The following is a 20,997-nucleotide window of genomic DNA, read 5'->3' as shown; positions in this document are numbered from 1 at the left end:
TTTTAGATAAAATAATTGTTTATCTAAAAATACGTCGCAATCTTCTCAAAGAAAAGGAAAAATAAAATGGCAAATAAAAATGCGTACGCCCAGTCGGGTGTGGATGTTGAAGCGGGTTATGAAGTTGTTGAGCGAATCAAAAAGCATGTGGCTCGCACGGAGCGTGCGGGTGTCATGGGAGCTCTTGGTGGCTTTGGTGGCATGTTTGACCTCTCAAAAACAGGTGTCAAAGAACCGGTCTTGATTTCAGGGACAGACGGTGTCGGAACCAAGCTCATGTTGGCTATCAAGTATGATAAGCATGATACGATTGGGCAGGACTGTGTGGCCATGTGTGTTAATGACATCATCGCTGCAGGTGCGGAGCCCCTCTATTTCCTTGACTATGTGGCTACTGGTAAGAATGAACCAGCTAAGCTAGAACAAGTCGTTGCTGGTGTAGCAGAAGGTTGTGTGCAGGCAGGCGCTGCTCTCATTGGTGGGGAAACAGCTGAAATGCCTGGTATGTATGGCGAAGATGACTACGACTTGGCTGGATTTGCGGTCGGCGTGGCTGAAAAATCTCAAATCATTGATGGTTCAAAGGTAGCAGAAGGGGATGTTCTTCTCGGACTTGCTTCAAGTGGGATTCACTCAAATGGTTACTCACTCGTTCGTCGTGTTTTTGCGGACTACACAGGTGAGGAAGTCTTGCCAGAATTGGAAGGTAAGAAACTCAAGGAAGTCCTTCTTGAGCCAACTCGTATCTATGTCAAGGCTGTCTTGCCACTCATCAAGGAAGAGTTGGTAAACGGGATTGCCCACATCACAGGTGGTGGCTTTATCGAGAATGTCCCTCGTATGTTTGCAGCTGACTTGGCTGCGGAAATTGAGGAAAGCAAAGTCCCAGTCTTACCAATCTTTAAAGCCCTTGAAAAATACGGTGAAATCAAGCACGAAGAAATGTTTGAAATCTTCAATATGGGTGTGGGACTCATGTTGGCAGTTAGCCCTGAAAATGTAGGTCGTATTAAGGAATTACTGGATGAACCAGTCTATGAAATTGGTCGCATCGTCAAGAAAGAAAACGAAAGTGTCATCATCAAATGAAAAAAATAGCGGTTTTTGCCTCTGGTAATGGCTCAAATTTTCAGGTGATTGCCGAAGAATTTCCGGTGGAGTTTGTTTTTTCAGACCATCGTGACGCCTATGTGCTCGAACGTGCAGACAAGCTCGGCGTCCTGTCCTATGCTTTTGAACTCAAGGAGTTTGAGAACAAGGCGGACTACGAAGCAGCTCTTGTCGAGCTCTTGGAAGAACACCAGATTGACTTGGTTTGTCTAGCAGGCTACATGAAAATCGTTGGGCCAACCTTATTGGCGGCTTATGAAGGTCGAATCATCAATATCCATCCAGCCTACTTGCCAGAATTTCCAGGAGCTCATGGGATTGAGGACGCTTGGAATGCTGGTGTTGCTGAGAGTGGCGTCACCATTCACTGGGTGGACTCCGGTGTGGACACAGGCAAGGTCATCAAACAAGTCCGTGTGCCACGTCTAGCTGATGATACTATCGAAAGCTTCGCAGCTCGCATTCATGAAGCAGAGTACAAGTTGTATCCAGAAGTTATTAGAGAATTGTTGGACAAGTAAATGAAAGGAAAAAACATGACTAAACGCGCCTTAATCAGCGTCTCAGACAAAGCGGGCATTGTTGAATTTGCCCAAGAACTAAAAAAACTTGGTTGGGACATTATCTCGACAGGTGGGACAAAAGTTACCCTTGATAATGCTGGGGTGGATACCATTGCCATCGATGACGTGACGGGCTTCCCAGAAATGATGGATGGCCGTGTCAAGACCCTTCATCCAAATATCCACGGTGGTCTCCTCGCTCGTCGTGACTTGGATAGCCACCTTCAAGCGGCCAAGGACAATAATATCGAATTGATTGACCTTGTGGTGGTAAACCTTTACCCTTTCAAGGAAACGATTCTCAAACCAGATGTGACCTACGCTGACGCAGTTGAAAACATCGATATTGGTGGGCCATCTATGCTTCGTTCAGCGGCTAAAAACCACGCTAGTGTGACAGTTGTAGTAGACCCTGCTGATTATGCTGTTGTTCTTGACGAATTGTCAGCAAATGGTGAAACGACTTATGAAACTCGTCAACGTTTGGCAGCCAAGGTTTTCCGTCACACAGCGGCTTATGACGCCTTGATTGCAGAGTATTTCACAGCTCAAGTCGGAGAAAGCAAACCTGAAAAGCTCACTTTGACCTATGACCTCAAGCAACCCATGCGTTACGGTGAAAACCCTCAACAAGATGCAGACTTCTACCAAAAAGCTCTTCCTACGGAATACTCCATTGCATCCGCTAAACAGCTAAACGGGAAAGAATTGTCATTTAACAATATCCGTGACGCTGATGCTGCTATTCGTATTATTCGTGATTTCAAAGACCGTCCAACCGTTGTGGCTCTCAAACACATGAACCCATGTGGAATCGGTCAAGCTGACGACATCGAGACTGCTTGGGATTATGCTTATGAGTCTGACCCAGTGTCTATCTTTGGTGGAATTGTCGTCCTTAACCGTGAGGTGGATGCTGCGACAGCTGGGAAGATGCACGGAGTTTTCCTTGAAATCATCATCGCACCAAGCTATACAGATGAAGCGCTAGCCATTTTGACCAACAAAAAGAAAAACTTGCGTATTCTTGCTTTACCATTTGACGCTCAAGAGGCTAGTGAGGTAGAGGCAGAATACACAGGCGTGGTCGGTGGACTTCTTGTGCAAAACCAAGACGTGGTCAAGGAAAGCCCAGCTGACTGGCAAGTAGTGACCAAGCGCCAGCCAACCGAGACAGAAGCGACTGCTCTTGAGTTCGCTTGGAAAGCCATCAAGTATGTGAAATCAAACGGAATCATCGTGACCAATGACCACATGACACTTGGCGTTGGCCCAGGTCAAACCAACCGTGTGGCTTCAGTCCGTATCGCTATTGACCAAGCTAAAGACCGCCTTGATGGCGCTGTGCTTGCTTCGGATGCCTTCTTCCCATTTGCGGATAACGTGGAAGAAATCGCTAAAGCAGGAATCAAGGCCATCATCCAGCCGGGTGGATCAGTACGTGACCAAGAATCCATCGAAGCAGCGGATAAATATGGCTTGACCATGGTCTTCACAGGAGTGAGACATTTTAGACATTGAGAAAACGAGCATCTCCAATTACGGAAATGCTCGTTTTTTGATATTTAGAAGTGATTTTTTACCTAGCCTTTTCAAATGGACTCCTAAAACTCAATCTACTACAGGTTTACAAAGAGACAGAAAATACATAGAGTTTTTAATATGTCAGAAGTTTGATAACCATAACCACTCATATATCGTGTAGTTTATTTGTTTCTTGCCTTGCAGAGCGAGATGAACTGAAAGTCACATAATAAAAAATAGTTAACTTCTTAAGTTAAAATAAAAGCTAACTATTTTCTAAATTATATGAGGGGGGAGAGGCTAATCATTTAGTAATGTTGAATTATATTCTGCTATGAATAATAGAAAAGTATTTATGACCCATAGTTTATTATCTTTAAACATTTCATTTTGTAAGGTTAACAATTTTAGATAGTCAAATTCATTAGTTTGTTGTAAATTATGATATTCTTGTTGAGATACAACATGTGTTGAACAAGGATAAGTTATAATTCGCTCGTATTTTAATATTTGTAATTTTACAATCCTCTTAAGTAATCTTTTTATGTAGATATTATAAGAAATCTCATCATCGAAGTAGGTTTTAAAATTTTTATCTAGATAACAGTTTAAATTTTTCTTTTTCTTGTCATCTATATTTAATTCATTGCATATTTCTTTTAGAGACTCAGAACTACAGCAGTTTAATATTTTAGAAACTGGATCATGTCGCAATATTGCAGAGATATCCGCAATACTTTCTAGTCGTTTCGGAATGATGAAAGGAACTTGGAATACTTTGTAAAGTTCATTATTTTTAACACTTGCTTTATATTCCTTACCCGTCACAATTTTATTTAAATATTTATTTAAAAATTGTAAGTCATTATTGATTTCTAAATCAAAATAAGATTCAACCATTGGGTAATTTATATAGAGTTGGCCATTATTGGTTACATCGCTGAAATATTTTTGTAATCGCTGTATCTTGTATATAGAAAAGTTGGGATCTTGTGCTTCGTAATCAAAAATTAAAAAAATATTTTTATAATTTCTTTTTCTACCGATAGATTCAAATCTTTGAGAATCATATTTATTTAAAACAAAAGGTAAATCCACATCATTGGAGGGATCATCCCATGCCTCTCCATATTCTTCTTGAATTTTCTTGTATAATTGGTAAATATTTGTGCCAAAAATATGTATATTTTCTTCAGTAATACTAAGTTCAGGGAAAACTTCGATAATAAGTTTAAAAAGTTCATTTTTTTCATGATGGCCTTCGACTATGAAAAGGGTTTGACCTCGTGTTCCATTATTCATATTCAGCAAACTCTCCGCTAATGTACATCTTTTCTAAATTATGCCCTTCTCGTAATTCTCGCTTAGTTGCTTTGTTTAAAGGTGTTATAAATCCTTTTTGAGATAAAATGAACAAGCAGTCGGGTCTAAATAACTCATTAGACATAATATTTGTATCGTGGGTAGTCAAAATGATTTGGGTGTCTGGAAATATTTTTTTAAAATGACGTATCAAACTTTCAGAAAGTTCGTAGTGATAAAAAGCGTCAAATTCATCGAAAAATAAAAATTTAGGAGAATTGTTGATTCTGAGGTACTCAAAACGATATAGGATTCTAAAATATAATTTGGCTAAAGCCAAAGTTCCACTAGATGCTTCATTGAAGAATGGAACACTTTTATTTTTATAAATAAAACAAAGGATATCCTTTCCATCTATTTGTTCTATTGCATCTAAGCGACAACATATTCCCATATCATTTAGAAATAATTCTAATCCTTTTGCCACTTTTTTATGATCTAGTGTATTTCGAAACCAAAAATTTAACAAATATTTAGGAGATTCGTGGTTGACGTATAACATATTTCGAATAAATGTTCGGATAGATGTAAGAATAGAAGTATCTAACTTAGAGGTATTAGTTATTAGCCATGCTAAAAAAGAAGTGTTTTCTCCTTCTAAATTTTGTTCATCACTTGAAATCTGCTCTAAATAATTAGTTATTAATATGTTAAAATCGTTATTTATAATACCTAATTTATTAGCTACGTCCTTTATAGTAGTAGATGATATTGGGTCAGTAGATAAATCCACTTTCCAGATTAATTCGCTATTTATAGATAGTGCTTCAGTCTGTATAACCTGATACTCATCCTTTGTATAAATATATTCAATTTCATCATTATTAAGTAAAAATGTATAGTGAAAAGTAGCAATATTACTATTCGAGTTATTATTTAAAAAAGATGTAAAATTTTGATCATCATTTAAGGGTCTACTAGAAAGATTTTTAGTAATATCCATTAATGCTAAACCTAAATTAGATTTTCCTGTAGCATTTCTACCGTAGATTAGCACTTTACTCAAAATATTATTTGATAAGCAGTCCTCATTAAATTTATAACCCCCAACTTGTGAAAAATCAATTGAGATTTCATTTTCAAAGTTTTTGTAATTCTTTACAGAAAAGTATTTTAGCATTTGTCAGTCCTCCTGTTACAATTATTATACCATAAAAAATACTTTCCGTAAAAAAATTACGGCACTTGAATTCGCTTGGAAGGCTATCAAGTACGTCAAATCAAACGGTATCATCGTAACCAACGACCATATGACACTCGGTGTTGGCCCAGGGCAAACCAACCGTGTAGCTTCAGTCCGTATTGCCATTGACCAAGCCAAAGCCCGCCTCGACGGCGCTGTGCTTGCTTCTGATGCCTTCTTCCCATTCGCGGATAACGTGGAAGAAATCGCCAAATCAGGTATTAAGGCCATCATCCAACCAGGTGGCTCAGTTCGTGACCAAGAGTCTATCGAAGCTGCTGACAAATACGGTTTGACTATGGTCTTCACAGGTGTGAGACATTTTAGACATTAAAAAGCAAAAGGGAAGAAAACAGTTTCTTTCCTTTTTTGGCTTAAAATGCTAAGTAAAACAAGATTAAAACGAACGTTTATGATATAATGTTAGTAAATAATTCGCAAAAGAGGTTGAGAGATGAAGCTGTTAGTTGTCGGTTCGGGCGGTCGTGAACATGCGATTGCTAAGAAGTTGCTTGAATCAAAAGACGTTGAAAAAGTCTTTGTAGCTCCTGGAAATGACGGAATGACTCTGGATGGTCTGGAATTGGTAAATATCTCTATTTCCGAACATTCTAAGTTGATTGACTTCGCAAAGGCCAACGATGTTGCTTGGACCTTCATTGGACCAGATGATGCCCTTGCAGCTGGGATTGTGGATGATTTTAACCAAGCTGGGCTTAAGGCCTTTGGCCCGACTAGAGCTGCAGCGGAGCTGGAGTGGTCCAAGGATTTTGCTAAGGAAATCATGGTCAAATATGACGTTCCGACAGCAGCTTATGGCACATTTTCAGATTTCGAGGCAGCTAAGGCTTACATCGAAGAAAAAGGAGCTCCAATCGTCGTCAAGGCAGACGGTTTAGCCCTTGGGAAAGGTGTCGTCGTTGCCGAGACGGTTGAGCAAGCTGTCGAAGCTACTCACGAGATGCTCTTGGACAATAAATTCGGGGATAGCGGTGCGCGTGTGGTCATTGAGGAATTCCTTGACGGGGAAGAGTTTTCTCTCTTTGCCTTTGTTAATGGAGACAAGTTCTACATCATGCCAACGGCTCAGGACCACAAACGTGCTTACGATGGCGACAAGGGTCCTAACACGGGTGGTATGGGAGCTTATGCGCCGGTTCCTCACTTGCCACAGAGCGTGGTTGATACGGCGGTTGACACCATTGTCAAGCCAGTCCTTGAAGGGATGATCAAAGAAGGTCGTCCTTATCTTGGTGTACTTTACGCAGGGCTTATCCTGACAGCTGATGGACCGAAAGTCATTGAGTTTAACGCTCGTTTTGGAGATCCTGAAACGCAAATCATCTTGCCTCGTTTAACATCTGACTTTGCGCAAAATATCAGGGATATTCTCGATGGCAAGGAGCCAAACATCACGTGGACGGACAAGGGTGTGACTCTGGGTGTGGTTGTCGCATCCAAGGGCTACCCGCTAGACTATGAAAAAGGTGTCAAGTTGCCAGCCAAGACCGAAGGCGACATCATCACCTACTATGCCGGGGCTAAGTTTGCGGAAAATAGCAGAGCATTGCTATCAAATGGCGGACGTGTCTATATGCTTGTCACCACAGCAGATACCGTCAAAGAAGCCCAAAACACCATCTACCAAGAACTCGACAAACAAAACACAGAAGGCCTCTTCTACCGAACAGATATCGGAAGCAAGGCCATAAAAGATTAACAGATACAAAAATTGTCATGGCGAGCGAAAGCGAGCCACTATAGGATAATCGTCGCAGTAGTGGAACTCCTAGTAGCAAAGCTACTAGGAGCGGAAAACTGGAGACCTAGGCTCCAGTTTTAGTAATGGAACGCCTTAGGCGGTCGCTTACGTCCGCACTACATTAGACGATTATTAAAAAGAAAAATAAAAATTCACAAAATACGTTAATGGTCGTTTGATTGCGAGCATTAGCGAGCTGATATAGAGCAATCACCGCTGTTGTGAAAGAACGATTGGATTATAAGCCAATCGTTCAGGGAAATCGAAAGACCTTGGGCTTCCGATTTAGGCATGAGACACCTTTGGTGGCTGCTACCGTCCCTCACAACCTAAGGTGATTGTTGAAAGAAAGAAAAAGGAGAAGAAATGAAGCCAGTAATTTCCATCATCATGGGCTCAAAATCTGACTGGGCAACCATGCAAAAAGCCGCCGAAATCCTAGACCGCTTCGGTGTAGCCTACGAAAAGAAAGTCGTCTCTGCCCATCGCACGCCTGACCTCATGTTTCAGCATGCAGAAGAAGCCCGCAGTCGCGGCATCAAGGTCATTATCGCAGGTGCTGGTGGCGCAGCTCATTTGCCAGGTATGGTCGCAGCCAAAACAACCCTTCCTGTCATCGGGGTGCCTGTCAAATCGCGCGCCCTTAGTGGCGTGGACTCGCTCTACTCTATCGTGCAGATGCCGGGTGGCGTGCCTGTTGCGACTATGGCTATCGGTGAAGCAGGAGCGACAAATGCGGCCCTCTTTGCCCTCCGTCTCCTGTCAGTAGAGGACCAGGCCATTGCGACAGCATTGGCTGATTTCGCAGAAGAGCAAGGAAAAATCGCAGAGGAGTCTACAAATGAGCTCATCTAAAACAATCGGAATCATCGGTGGCGGTCAGCTTGGTCAGATGATGGCCATTTCTGCTATCTACATGGGGCACAAGGTTATCGCGTTGGATCCTGCTGCGGATTGCCCAGCCTCTCGTGTGGCGGAAATCATTGTGGCGCCTTATAACGATGTGGATGCCCTTCGTCAGCTGGCTGAGCGTTGCGATGTCCTCACCTATGAGTTTGAAAATGTCGATGCTGACGGTCTGGATGCTGTCATCAAGGATGGACAGCTACCTCAAGGAACAGACCTGCTCCGCATTTCGCAAAATCGGATTTTTGAAAAGGACTTTCTCTCGAACAAGGCTCAAGTGACGGTTGCACCCTACAAGGTTGTGACTTCAAGTCAAGATTTGGCAGATATTGACCTTTCTAAAAACTATGTCCTCAAGACTGCGACTGGTGGATACGATGGGCATGGACAAAAAGTCATTCGTTCAGAAGCAGACTTGGAAGAAGCCTATGAACTAGCAGATTCAGCTGACTGTGTCTTGGAAGAATTTGTCAATTTTGACCTTGAGATTTCTGTCATCGTATCAGGAAATGGCAAGGACGTGACGGTTTTCCCAGTTCAGGAAAATATCCATCGCAACAATATCCTGTCCAAGACCATCGTGCCTGCTCGCATTTCAGAAAGTCTAGCAGCCAAGGCCAAAGCTATGGCGGTTCGAATCGCAGAACAACTCAACTTGTCTGGAACTCTTTGCGTGGAAATGTTTGCGACGGCAGATGACATCATTGTCAATGAAATCGCCCCACGCCCACATAACTCAGGACACTACTCAATCGAAGCCTGCGACTTCTCTCAGTTTGACACCCACATTTTAGGTGTTCTCGGAGCACCAATGCCAGCTATCCAATTGCATGCCCCAGCCGTTATGCTCAACGTTCTCGGCCAGCATGTCGAGGCCGCTGAAACATATGTCACAGAAAATCCAAGCGCCCACCTCCACATGTATGGTAAAATAGAAGCGAAGCACAACCGCAAGATGGGACATGTGACTTTGTTTAGTGATGCGCCGGATAGTGTGGAAGAGTTTGGGGAAGGGATTGATTTTTAAGGAAATATGAAAAAATATTTTAAAAATAACACAAAACAATTGATATGTTTATTGTTACTAGTGATGGCATCTGGTCCCTTTTTCTCAGTTGTTATCGGAACTTTTTCCAATTATTTGAATTCCAAATTAGGTGATTGGTTGAGTTTTTATGGAAGTGTCGCTGGAATTGTAATCTCATTGATTGTTGTTCATCTACAATTATCGCTCGAAGAAGAAAAGGAATTACGTAAGTATCGACCAGAGTTGATTTTAAGCAATGATTATCAGCTTATCAAGCCAAACTGTAGAGTATATTTTGATGATAAATATTGGTTTCATCTAAGAAAATCAGAAAATAACAAACAGTATGTAGCAGCTAATAGTTTTGAAGAATCTTATTCTAATAAGGATAAAAGAGATAAAATTTTATCTCTTGAAATTGTTAACAATCAACCTATATTTAATATTCGCATCTTATTTGGGGAAAGTTTGGACGGTGAGCTGATACCAAAATTAAATGCGGAGCAAAGATTATATGTAATCTCGAAAGCACATCAAGAAGAGATACATCAACATATCTTAGGTAACAAGCCTAATTTTAATCACGTTCCAGAGACGATCACTTTATTCTTTACAACACTTTCAGGAGAAGTGTGTAAGTATATTTATAAAGTTGATGGCAAAGGATATTGTAGTATCAATCGAAAGTATTTTGGGGTAGACTATCCTGAAGTTGCTAAAAATATTCATATTTGTGACTATATTGTCAGTAAATAGAAAGTATTGAATAAATTTAGTTTTTATGGATTAACGTATTTTTTATTTTCGTCGAAAGGGATAGGATTGCAGTAATTTATGATTTACCGCTGTATACAGATTTGAATACATTAGATCGCTATCCATCTGTGTGGATTGAAAAATAAGGGTTTGAATAAATGGTGAAATTAAAAAAATTACAAAAAGAATTTTTAAATCTTGGTTATACTGTTAGTGATGAAGATCCAAAAGAAGGTGGCGAAGGTACTGTATACAAAGCAGAAAAAGGACAAAATCTTTATGCTATCAAAGTTATTAAAGATTTAAGAACGGATAGAATTAAAAGATATAAACAGGAAATTGAAAGTGTTCAAAAATTAAATCATCACAATATTATAAAACCTATTTATGGAGAATTATTGATTGATGGTGGAGAAGTTCAGTACAGTGTTATGCCATTCTATGAAAATGATTTAAAAAAGATCATTCCCCAATTATTAGATTATGAGCAGATTTTTAACATTATCATTGAACTGGGAGAAGCTTTAAAGTACATTCATAGCAAAGGTATTATACACAGGGATTTAAAGCCAGAAAACGTATTGGTTGCGGCAGATGACGGACATTTAGTTTTAACGGATTTTGGTATTGCACATTTTAAGGATTCTAATCTAACTAAGAAAAATGATTTGTTAAATAACAGAGTATATCTGGCTCCTGAACAATATATTAAAGGTAATGCTCAAAATGTGACTCAAGCAGCAGACATTTATTCATTTGGACTAATTATTAATGAGTGCTTTACTAAGAGAGTCGCTCACGGTGACAATCCTCGGTTAATAAGTGATGAGTATCCGTTTTTATTTGAACTTGACAATATAGTCAAAAAGATGTTAAGGCAAGATGCTGAAAAAAGAATAGGTATCAATTGTGCTTTAAGTTTGTTGAAAGAGGCTAGAGAAACTCTGTTTGAAGACTTAGATTACCTTAGTTGTGATTTGACGGACGGATCTCCAGAAGATTTATCTCCAGAAGAACTAGGAAGTATTTTAAGTCAAGCTAGTAAAGATGTTTATTTTGCGACTAAATTTAAGCTAGATGATGATATCACTAAACAGTATGAGTTAAATTATCATAAAAACATTAGTTTTAGTGTTTCTCCTTATTTAAAAAATTTAGCTGCTGGTTATAAAATTTTGGATGTTTGTCGAAAAAAATTTATTTATGAAACTGCATATCCAGAGGGGCCAAGACTTTCATTTCTAAACGAAAGTGAGTATAAAGGTCTTCATGATAGATTAGAGGCAGTTCTCAATATATATATGATTTCAGGTAGGATTTATGGACAAATAAAAAAATATTTTTCAGCATGTCTAGATTATCATGCTGAAGAGATTCTAACACAAATTGAAGATGAAAAATGGATGTATGATAATCTGTTTTACCACATAGAAGATGCACCAATACTTTGGTTAAGGATATTTTTATTAGAACTGGGTATTGAACAGAGTGAATTAGAAGACAATATTTTGATAAATTGGGATAGAGCGGTAGCTGGCAATGAGACAGAGTCATTTTTGTATAGAAGAGATACTGCATTCGATAAAAAACAATCTGAAAGTATTAAATTGATTTGCCAAGAGCTTGCAAACAGGTGGGATGTGTCATATGATTATCTTGATGATGAAACTATCAGATTTATATTTGCAAATGAACATCAATTTGAAAATTTTAAAGATTTTGCAAGAAACAAAATAGAATCAAATCGTAGTTTGTGGTTAGATTTTAATGATGATATTATTCAAAAGTTTAGAGTCATTGATGGTGAAATTATTGTGGATTTAAGCATCTCTTGGGATATTGATTCACTTTTGGCAAAGGTACTTGGTCTTAAGAAAATAAATTAAAATTTTCAACAGTTATTTAAACGCTCAAAATAAACTAAAAATATAGAAAGGAATAAGGGCTCCGTATCCTTTAAAACTGAATACGGGGTACGGATTTGGTCAAAAAGATAGTTTTCCTAGAAGCTGACGCTTCTTAGTCTAAACTCCTATTTTGACTGTGTCCGCTTAACGCCCTTAATATCTTAAACATGATTGAAAGATATAGCCGCCCTGAGATGGCGAACATTTGGAGTGAAGAAAATAAATACCGTGCTTGGCTTGAGGTGGAAATCTTGGCTGACGAGGCATGGGCTGAGTTGGGAGAAATCCCTAAGGAAGATGTGGCTTTGATTCGTGAAAAAGCGGACTTTGACATCGACCGTATTTTAGAGATTGAACAAGAGACTCGCCACGATGTGGTGGCCTTCACACGTGCAGTTTCTGAGACTCTTGGTGAGGAGCGCAAGTGGGTTCACTATGGTTTGACTTCTACCGACGTGGTGGATACGGCCTACGGTTACCTCTACAAGCAAGCCAACGACATCATCCGTCGTGACCTTGAAAACTTCACCAACATCATTGCTGACAAGGCTAAGGAACACAAGTTCACCATCATGATGGGGCGTACCCACGGTGTGCACGCTGAACCGACAACTTTTGGTCTTAAATTGGCGACTTGGTACAGCGAAATGAAGCGCAATATCGAGCGTTTCGAGCATGCGGCTGCTGGAGTGGAAGCAGGTAAGATTTCTGGTGCGGTTGGGAACTTTGCCAACATCCCACCATTTGTAGAGCAATACGTCTGCGACAAATTGGGTATCCGTGCTCAAGAAATCTCTACCCAGGTCCTTCCTCGTGACCTTCATGCTGAGTACTTTGCAGTTCTTGCCAGCATCGCGACTTCTATCGAGCGTATGGCGACTGAGATCCGTGGTTTGCAGAAATCTGAGCAACGTGAAGTGGAAGAGTTCTTTGCCAAGGGGCAAAAAGGTTCTTCAGCAATGCCTCACAAACGCAACCCTATCGGTTCTGAAAACATGACAGGTCTTGCGCGTGTTATCCGTGGCCATATGGTGACAGCTTATGAAAATGTGGCTCTCTGGCACGAACGCGACATTTCTCACTCATCAGCTGAGCGTATCATCACACCAGATACAACCATTTTGATCGACTACATGCTCAACCGTTTTGGAAATATCGTCAAGAACTTGACGGTATTCCCAGAAAACATGATCCGCAACATGAATTCTACGTTTGGTCTTATCTTTAGCCAGCGTGCTATGTTGACCTTGATCGAAAAAGGCATGACGCGTGAGCAAGCCTATGACTTGGTGCAACCAAAAACAGCCTACTCTTGGGATAACCAAGTAGACTTTAAACCGCTTCTCGAAGCAGATCCAGAAGTGACATCACGCCTGACTCAAGAGGAGATCGATGAAATCTTCAACCCTCTTTACTACACCAAACGAGTAGATGATATCTTTGAACGTATCGGACTCGGTGATTAATCCTAACAATAAAAAGCGAGATTTAATCTCGCTTTTTTGTATGCTTATCGAAGGGATTTAATCTTCTTTTCTTTTAGTGAGTCCGTAGGCTGTTAGCGTGGCCATGAGTCCTGCTGCGACCAAGCCTGCAGAGTCTTGACTTCCTGTTGCAGGGAGTTGTTTTTCATCTGCTTTGCTAGTAGTTGTTTCAGCTTGCTCAGCTTTCTCAACGGCAGTTCCGACTTCGACCACCTGAGCGACCGCTTCCTGCGATACCGCACTATTGACAAGGGTTCTTTCTTCCTTGCCGTCAGCAGTGGTGCTGACAGAGTAGAAAATCGTACGGCGACCATTTACACCAGCAACGACGACTTGCGTTTGTCCGAGAGGTAATTGTGGATTTTCACGTGTTACGGTAGTGAACGGAATCTCTTCCTCTTGGATGTCCAGTCTTGGTTTTGCCTCTGCGGCTGGAGCAAGACCGTGTTCATCCCCTTTGTGCGTAATAGGGGCGCCGATTTCAACCACTTGGGTCACAGGTTCTTTGGTTACTTGGCTATCTAGAACCGTTTCTGTTTGTTTCCCATTTTCAGTAAGGACAGAGATGTAATGAGTGCGTTCGCCCTCTACACCAGGTGTGATAATCTTTTTCTGACCAGCTGGGAGGTTCGGATTTTCCTTCTTGATAACTTCAAATGGAATCTTTTCTGCTCTTGTGATGAGTTCCGGTTTGGTTTCAACATTGGCAGCTAGTTCGTTTTCATCGAGGCTTCCTGAGTGGGTTGCTGCTGGTTTAAGGCCTAGGCGGGCTGCTTTGAGTTTAGCAACAAGAGCGTCTAACTCGGCTTGTTTGTTACGGTTGAGGTTGTAGTTGAGAGCTTCTTTAGCTGCATTTAGAGCATCCAAGCTTTCCTTGCTGTATCCCTCCAAGTTAGTAGGGATTTGAGCAAGTTCCTCACGGAGTGCATTGTAGTTAGCGCGGAAGTAGTCTTTGTTATGGTCTGCAAAGGCAGTCATGAGTTCAAAGATTTCTTCTTCCTTGTACTCAGCACTTGGTTTGTCTGCCCAGATAGCAAGCATGCTTCCGACGGTTGGAAGGTCTACTTCTGGATACTTGGTAGATGCAAGCTGGTTAAATGGCACTTTGCCAGAGTTTTCAATCGCCTTTGATAGTGGGTAGGCTTCGTCTGGTTTGTGATTGCCTAGGACGTAGTACCAGTCTCCGTTTGTGTTGAGGAGTTTATAGCCTTTGCTTGCTAGGTACTGAGGCGTCGCAAGGTTGTAACCCCACCATCCCTTAGACCAGTAAGAGATGATGACATCCTTGTCAAACTCAACATCATCCTTGTCCTCGTAGTAGAAACCATCGTTGAAAGCCATTGGCTGAAGGCCTCTTTCTTTGGCCATGGCAGCAAGGGTGTTAGAGTACTCAGCAAACTTGCCATAGAGTCCATACCATTTGAGGTAGTACCAGCCTTGGGCGTTGGTAGCATCATTGGCATATTCGTCTGTACCGTAGTTGAAGATCTTTGTCTTGCCTGCAAAGAAGTCCATGTACTTGCCGATGAGGGCTTTGACAAAGTTCATCGCCTCTTCGTTTTCAAGGTCCATGGTTGTTTTGGATACCTTGTCAAAGTTGGCTTGAGGATTCTTGATTCCAAGTTTTTCCATAGCAACGAGCATGGCATCCATGTGACCTGGGCTGTTGATTGCTGGGATGAGTCCGAGGCCTTTTGATTTTGCGTACTCGATCAATTCAGTGATTTCAGCTTGACTAAGAGTGGTTCCGTTTGGATCATCGTAGTAAGCTTTTGTTCCTTCTATGATAGCCTTTTTGACATCATCACTTGCATAAGTTTTTCCGTTAGCTGTGATAGTCATGTCATCAAGGAGGAAGCGAAGTCCATCATTTCCTAGGAGAAGATGCACATCAGAGTAGCCGAGTTCGCTCGCCTTGTCTACGATGCGTTTGAGTTGGTCAAGTGTGAAGTACTTACGTCCAGCATCGATAGAGATTACCTTGTTCTTGGCAAGTTTTTCAACTTCACGTTTCGCGTCTTCTTCTTTTTGAGCTTCTGGTGTGAAGGTCAAATTGCTGACAGCTTCTTGGAGTTTCGCGATTGCCTGGTCAATCGTGTCTTGTTGGGCGCGACTGAGGTTGCTATCGAGTGAGCGAATAGCTTTTTCAGCTTCTTTTACAGCTGCGACACTTTCTGCAGTATAGCGGTTAAGGTCTGTTGGCACTTCTTTCAGGGCTTGCTCAGCAGACTCATAGTCAGCTGCGAAGTATTCAGCATTGGCATTTGCGAAGCTACGCATGAGTTTGAAGAGGCGTGATGGTGAATAGCGTGCAGATGGGGTGTCCGCCCAAGCAGCTACCATACCCCCGATGAACGGGATAGTAGCCCCATCAGATTTTGGTACAGAAGTGATTGGAGTGTTCTTGATACCATTGAGTCCTTGGTCGAGGTTATACCATCCTTGGCCATCGGCATTTCGTCCGAGGACGTAGTACCAAGCATCGTTGGTATTAAGGATTTGGTGGCCTTTTTCAACTAGAAGTTTAGAAGAAGCGACGTCGTATCCGCCCCATCCACCAGTCCACATAGAAACGATGATGTCTTTGTCAAAGGTTCCAAAGCTAGTGTCGCTATTATAGTAGATACCATCGTTAAAGGCCATTGGTTTGAGGCCGTGAGATTTGACGATGCGAGCAAGGTCGTTGGCGTAGGCGATAAATTTATCATAACCCTTGTCTGGGAATCCATCTTCTGGATACCATTTATAGGCTTGAAGAACGCTCCAGCCTTTAGCGTCTGTAGCATCATTGGCGTACTCGTCTAGCCCGATGTTGAAGATGTCAGTTTTGCCAGCGAAGTAAGCAGCATACTTGTCGATCAGAGCTTTGGTAAATGCAAGAGCTTCTTTGTTATCAAGGTCAACGGTACGAGCAGATTCCTTACCAAAGTAGTTGAAGTTCGGTTTTTGGATACCTAGTTCTTTCATGGCATGCAAAATCGCATCCATGTGACCAGGGCTGTTTACAGTTGGGATGAGACCAATGCCTTTGTTTTTAGCATAGTTGATCAAGTCCGTCATCTGACTCTCTGTCAAATGGTTGCCGTTTGGATCTTTGTAGTAGGCATTGGTTCCATTTTCGAGTGCACGTTTGACATCGTCACTTGCATAGGTTTTGCCATTGGCTTTGATCGTCATGTCGTCCAACATAAAACGCATGCCATCATTTCCAACTAGTAGATGAAGATCAGTATAACCGTAGTGTTTGGCTTTGTCGATGATTTCTTTTAGTTGGTCTGGAGAGAAGTACTTGCGTCCAGCATCGATTGAGATCATTTTTCGTTTTGCCAGTTTTTCATTTACCTGAGCTGCTCGTTCCGTGCTAGGAGTGGCTACTGCAGGTGTGACAGCTTCATTTTTCTTTTCTGAAGGAGTACTTTCGGCAGGAGTTTCAGCTGGGGCAGGGCTTTCTTTCTCGGCAGTAGGAGTTGGAGCAGCATTTTCTGTCACAACTGGTGCGCTTGACTCTTCTGTTTTTGGAGCAACTGTTCGAGGAGCCTCCTTGTCTTCTTTGACCTCCTCTTTTACAGGCTCGTCAGCTTTTTCTTCCAGTTTTTCTGGAACCTTGGAGTCTACAGCTTCTTTGACTGCTTGAGGACTCTCCTGAATCGTTTGGACAGTTTCTTCAGCTGTTGGAGCTGGAGTAATCCCGTCGGCAGATACGACTTGGGCGCTAAAAGCAAATCCTATAAGTACAGAAGCTGCCCCAACCGCGTATTTACGGATGGAGAAGCGCTGTTTCTTTTCTAGTTTCATGACAAAACCTCCTTGTTATTATCATATATGATAGCGTTTACATAAAACCAATTTTATTTTATTATCTAAGGAGTAAAATGTCAAGTGGGTTTATATAAGAACTATAATAAATAGAGGAAATCATAAGATTTAGGAGAAATTTGCTAATAAGGGATAAAGCCGAGGAAAAACCAAACGAAATTTTACCTTGTTTTTAGTAAAAATGCTACTAATTAAATAAGAGCCCTTCATAGCGTTTTCACAACTTCTTTCTCGTGCTATAATGAATATAGAAAAAGCCTGAGCTAGGCTCAGGCTTTTTCTTAATGACCTCGGTTACATGAGATGAATTTGATTTTGTAGTAGTCTGCTCGCTTATAAGTTTCACTATAGGCAAGGACTTGGCCAGTGGCCTCAAGTTTTGTAGTCTTCGTTTGGAAGACAGTTGGGAATTGTGTATCGATTCCGAGTACAGAAGCAGCATGCTCTGGAGTTGGGAATGCGATTTCGTTGATTTCCTCAAAATGTTCATCACTCATGTGAATGCGGTAATCCAATTTGAAACGTGTATAGATAGAGCTATAATAGTCAAGATTTGGATAGTTGGCATTGATGTATTGCTCAGGAATATAAGATGTGTGGTAGATGTATGTCACATCGTTTGTCTGACGAATACGTTCAATCTTATAGTAGAATTGATCTCCACGTAGTCCAAGTTTATCTAAATATTCAAGTTTGTTTCCGCGCTCGATAGAAAGGACAGTAACTTTATCGTCTTTTGTTTCAAAGATTTCGACATCTGAAAACTCAACGAGTTTGTGCTTACGGGCACGTGAAACGAAAGTACCTTTACCTTGTTGGCGGACAATGTAGCCGTCTTTAGCAAGGTCATTCAAGGCACGAACAACTGTGATTGAACTCACATCGTACATCGCGATCAATTCGGCTTCTGTATAAAATTTATCTCCACTTGCAAATTGACCAGAGATGATTTTGTTTTTTAATTCATCTTTAATATATTGGTATTTAGGAATAGCCATAAATTTCACCTCGATTCTCTTTCTCCAATTTTGATTTTACCACAAATATAAAGAAAAGAGTAGTATTAAGGTCAAAAAATTAAAATAATAGACTAAAAATGTTATTTTACATGTAAAAAAATTCATTTGATGTTCTTGTGAATTATCATACATAAAAAGATCGTTTTCATGCTATTTTTAGATAATTTCGGTAAACGGTAAGTAAAAAAATAGAAAAATTTTAAATAATTTTCTAAAACCTATTGACAAATGCAAAAGATTTGATTATAGTTAATATTATAATAAATGAAAGCGCAAACTTAATTCGTCAGAGGTAATAACATGACCAGATTTAAAATTGAGGACGATTTCTATTTAGACGGAAAACCGTTCAAGATTTTGTCCGGCGCCATTCATTATTTTAGGATTCCAGCAGAGGATTGGTATCATTCTCTCTATAACTTAAAGGCGCTTGGCTTTAATACAGTCGAGACCTATGTGGCTTGGAATTTACACGAACCTGTTGAAGGGGAGTTTGATTTTGAAGGTGCCAGAAATTTGGAGAGATTTCTTCAAATTGCACAAGATCTAGGTCTCTATGCCATTGTACGCCCGTCTCCATTTATCTGTGCGGAATGGGAATTTGGTGGCTTGCCGGCTTGGCTCTTGACAAAGGACATGCGAATTCGCTCGTCCGACCCGGCCTACATCGAGGCTGTTGCTCGCTATTATGACCAATTATTGCCAAGGCTTGTGCCTCGCTTGTTGGATAATGGTGGAAACATTCTTATGATGCAAGTCGAAAATGAATATGGCTCTTATGGAGAAGATAAGTCTTATCTACGAGCAATTCGGAAATTGATGGAAGACCGAGGGATTGATTGCCCACTCTTTACTTCAGATGGCCCATGGAGGGCTACTCTGAAAGCCGGAACCTTGATCGAAGACGATCTCTTTGTGACAGGAAACTTCGGTTCTAAAGCTCCGTACAACTTTTCACAGATGCAGGAATTCTTTGATGAGCATGGCAAGAAATGGCCCCTCATGTGTATGGAATTCTGGGATGGTTGGTTCAACCGTTGGAAAGAACCCATCATCACTCGTGATCCTAAAGAATTGGCAGAAGCTGTTCGAGAGGTATTGGAGCAAGGCTCTATCAACCTTTACATGTTCCATGGTGGTACAAACTTTGGTTTCATGAATGGTTGCTCGGCTCGAGGAACTCTGGATTTGCCACAAGTCACATCTTACGACTATGATGCCCTTCTGGATGAAGAAGGAAATCCAACTGCTAAATACCTAGCAGTCAAGAAGATGATGGCAACCCACTTCCCAGAGTATCCACAGTTGGAACCACTCTATAAGGAAAGCATGGAGATAGGGTCCATTCCATTGGTCGAAAAAGTTTCCTTGTTTGAAACCCTGGATAGTCTCTCTAGTCCAACTGAAAGCCTCTATCCAAAAGCGATGGAAGAACTTGGTCAAAGCTATGGCTACCTTCTCTACCGCACTGAGGCAAGTTGGGATGCAGAAGAGGAACGTCTCCGTATCATCGATGGACGTGACCGAGCTCAACTCTTTGTAGATGGTCAATGGATTGCTACTCAATACCAGACAGAGATAGGTGAAGATATCTACTGTCAGGGCAATCGAGAAGGCTTTTCAGAAATTGACATCTTGATCGAAAATATGGGGCGTGTCAACTACGGTCATAAGTTCTTGGCAGATACGCAACGTAAAGGAATTCGTACAGGTGTCTGCAAGGATCTACATTTCTTACTGAATTGGAAACAATATCCACTGCCACTGGATAATCCTGAGAAAATTGATTTTTCAAAAGGATGGACAGAAGGACAGCCAGCCTTTTACGCTTTCGACTTTACGGTCGAAGAGCCGAAGGATACCTACTTAGACTTGTCTGAGTTTGGTAAGGGAGTTGCCTTTGTCAACGGGCGTCACTTAGGACGTTTCTGGAACGTCGGCCCGACCCTCTCACTTTATATCCCTCATAGCTATCTCAAGGAAGGTGCTAACCGCATCATCATCTTTGAAACTGAGGGCGAATATAAAGAAGAGATTCATTTAACTCGTAAACCTACACTAAAACACATAAAGGGGGAAAACTTATGACAATTGTAGGATGCCGTATCGATGGACGTTTGATCCACGGTCAAGTAGCCAATCTTTGGGCTGGAAAACTAAATGTTTCACGCATTATGGTTGTAGACGACGAAGTTGTTAACAACGATATTGAAAAGAGTGGTTTGAAACTTGCGACACCACCAGGTGTGAAACTCAGTATCTTGCCAGTTGAGAAAGCAGCAGCAAATATCCTTGCTGGTAAATACGATAGCCAACGTCTCTTTATCGTTGCACGTAAACCAGACCGTTTCCTTGGTTTGGTCGAAGCAGGTGTTCCGCTTGAAACACTCAACGTCGGCAATATGTCTCAAACACCAGAAACTCGCTCTATCACACGTTCTATCAACGTGGTAGACAAGGATGTGGAAGATTTCCACAAACTAGCAGAAAAAGGTGTGAAACTCACTGCTCAAATGGTTCCAAATGATCCAGTTTCAGACTTTTTGAGCTTATTAAAATAGGAAAAAATTTTTAGGAG

General features: G+C 41.2%; 17 protein-coding genes and 1 pseudogene. 14 read left to right on the top strand and 4 right to left on the bottom strand.

The window, feature by feature from the left end:
• Positions 1-66: 66 nt before the first annotated feature.
• The 3 genes from purM to purH are packed head-to-tail and all read left to right on the top strand — an operon-like array spanning position 67 to position 3,194.
• A complete protein-coding gene (gene purM / locus O3655_RS08465; RefSeq protein ID WP_308697318.1) occupies positions 67-1,089 on the top strand; it encodes a phosphoribosylformylglycinamidine cyclo-ligase in 1,023 nt (340 codons plus the stop codon).
• Positions 1,086-1,631 (top strand): phosphoribosylglycinamide formyltransferase, encoded by a 546-nt coding sequence (gene purN / locus O3655_RS08460; RefSeq protein ID WP_308697319.1) that lies wholly within the window; start codon positions 1,086-1,088, stop codon positions 1,629-1,631. The genes purM and purN overlap by 4 nt, the downstream gene beginning before the upstream one ends.
• A 15-nt stretch (positions 1,632-1,646) precedes the next feature.
• A complete protein-coding gene (gene purH / locus O3655_RS08455) occupies positions 1,647-3,194 on the top strand; it encodes a bifunctional phosphoribosylaminoimidazolecarboxamide formyltransferase/IMP cyclohydrolase (protein ID WP_308697320.1) in 1,548 nt (515 codons plus the stop codon).
• Between the two features lie 303 nt (positions 3,195-3,497).
• Here the strand turns inward: purH and O3655_RS08450 are convergent, their stop codons facing one another.
• Complete coding sequence (locus O3655_RS08450) at positions 3,498-4,499, bottom strand: hypothetical protein (RefSeq protein WP_308697321.1); 1,002 nt, start codon at positions 4,497-4,499, stop codon at positions 3,498-3,500.
• Complete coding sequence (locus O3655_RS08445) at positions 4,492-5,679, bottom strand: AAA family ATPase (protein WP_308697322.1); 1,188 nt, start codon at positions 5,677-5,679, stop codon at positions 4,492-4,494. The genes O3655_RS08450 and O3655_RS08445 overlap by 8 nt, the downstream gene beginning before the upstream one ends.
• Between O3655_RS08445 and O3655_RS08440 the strand changes: the two genes are divergently transcribed.
• The 9 genes and pseudogenes from O3655_RS08440 (at position 5,678) to purB (ending at position 13,566) form a co-directional block, all read left to right on the top strand.
• Entirely contained in the window at positions 5,678-6,076 is a 399-nt protein-coding gene (locus tag O3655_RS08440) for a hypothetical protein (protein ID WP_308697348.1), read from the top strand. The two genes, O3655_RS08445 and O3655_RS08440, sit on opposite strands and share 2 nt — an antisense overlap.
• A 120-nt stretch (positions 6,077-6,196) precedes the next feature.
• Complete coding sequence (gene purD, locus O3655_RS08435) at positions 6,197-7,462, top strand: phosphoribosylamine--glycine ligase (RefSeq protein ID WP_308697323.1); 1,266 nt, start codon at positions 6,197-6,199, stop codon at positions 7,460-7,462.
• A 263-nt stretch (positions 7,463-7,725) separates the two neighbouring features.
• The gene (locus O3655_RS08430; protein WP_084868613.1) at positions 7,726-7,842 is read left to right on the top strand and encodes a phosphoribosylaminoimidazole carboxylase; all 117 of its coding nucleotides are present in this window, start codon (positions 7,726-7,728) and stop codon (positions 7,840-7,842) included.
• 28 nt (positions 7,843-7,870) lie between these two features.
• The gene (purE, locus tag O3655_RS08425; protein ID WP_308697324.1) at positions 7,871-8,359 is read left to right on the top strand and encodes a 5-(carboxyamino)imidazole ribonucleotide mutase; all 489 of its coding nucleotides are present in this window, start codon (positions 7,871-7,873) and stop codon (positions 8,357-8,359) included.
• Complete coding sequence (gene purK / locus O3655_RS08420; RefSeq protein WP_308697325.1) at positions 8,346-9,437, top strand: 5-(carboxyamino)imidazole ribonucleotide synthase; 1,092 nt, start codon at positions 8,346-8,348, stop codon at positions 9,435-9,437. The genes purE and purK overlap by 14 nt, the downstream gene beginning before the upstream one ends.
• A 6-nt stretch (positions 9,438-9,443) precedes the next feature.
• Positions 9,444-10,193, top strand: a complete 750-nt coding sequence (locus O3655_RS08415; RefSeq protein WP_038804285.1) for a hypothetical protein — start codon at positions 9,444-9,446, stop codon at positions 10,191-10,193.
• A 59-nt stretch (positions 10,194-10,252) separates the two neighbouring features.
• A pseudogene (locus O3655_RS08410) lies at positions 10,253-10,339 on the top strand (phosphoribosylaminoimidazole carboxylase); the annotation flags it as partial.
• Positions 10,340-10,351: 12 nt separating this feature from the next.
• A complete protein-coding gene (locus O3655_RS08405; RefSeq protein ID WP_233848243.1) occupies positions 10,352-12,079 on the top strand; it encodes a serine/threonine-protein kinase in 1,728 nt (575 codons plus the stop codon).
• A 188-nt stretch (positions 12,080-12,267) separates the two neighbouring features.
• Positions 12,268-13,566 (top strand): adenylosuccinate lyase, encoded by a 1,299-nt coding sequence (gene purB / locus O3655_RS08400; protein ID WP_308697326.1) that lies wholly within the window; start codon positions 12,268-12,270, stop codon positions 13,564-13,566.
• A gap of 57 nt (positions 13,567-13,623) precedes the next feature.
• Here purB and strH read toward each other — a convergent pair whose 3' ends face one another.
• Both strH and O3655_RS08390 read right to left on the bottom strand, forming a co-directional pair.
• On the bottom strand, positions 13,624-17,379 hold the full coding sequence (gene strH / locus O3655_RS08395; RefSeq protein ID WP_308697327.1) for an LPXTG-anchored beta-N-acetylhexosaminidase StrH: 3,756 nt from the start codon (positions 17,377-17,379) through the stop codon (positions 13,624-13,626).
• 302 nt (positions 17,380-17,681) lie between these two features.
• The gene (locus O3655_RS08390; protein ID WP_001007181.1) at positions 17,682-18,398 is read right to left on the bottom strand and encodes a GntR family transcriptional regulator; all 717 of its coding nucleotides are present in this window, start codon (positions 18,396-18,398) and stop codon (positions 17,682-17,684) included.
• 321 nt (positions 18,399-18,719) lie between these two features.
• Between O3655_RS08390 and O3655_RS08385 the strand changes: the two genes are divergently transcribed.
• Positions 18,720-20,507: a beta-galactosidase family protein gene (locus tag O3655_RS08385; protein WP_084849072.1), complete on the top strand. Its 1,788-nt coding sequence runs from the start codon at positions 18,720-18,722 to the stop codon at positions 20,505-20,507.
• On the top strand, positions 20,504-20,980 hold the full coding sequence (locus tag O3655_RS08380; RefSeq protein ID WP_000156968.1) for a PTS system mannose/fructose/N-acetylgalactosamine-transporter subunit IIB: 477 nt from the start codon (positions 20,504-20,506) through the stop codon (positions 20,978-20,980). Before O3655_RS08385 ends, O3655_RS08380 begins: the two co-directional genes overlap by 4 nt.
• Positions 20,981-20,997 lie beyond the last annotated feature (17 nt).

Source organism: Streptococcus sp. 27098_8_70, assembly GCF_041432215.1.
Taxonomy (GTDB): domain Bacteria; phylum Bacillota; class Bacilli; order Lactobacillales; family Streptococcaceae; genus Streptococcus; species Streptococcus oralis_CP.
Note: the sequence above shows the minus strand (reverse complement) of the source record. Positions and strands in the feature narration are given on the sequence as shown.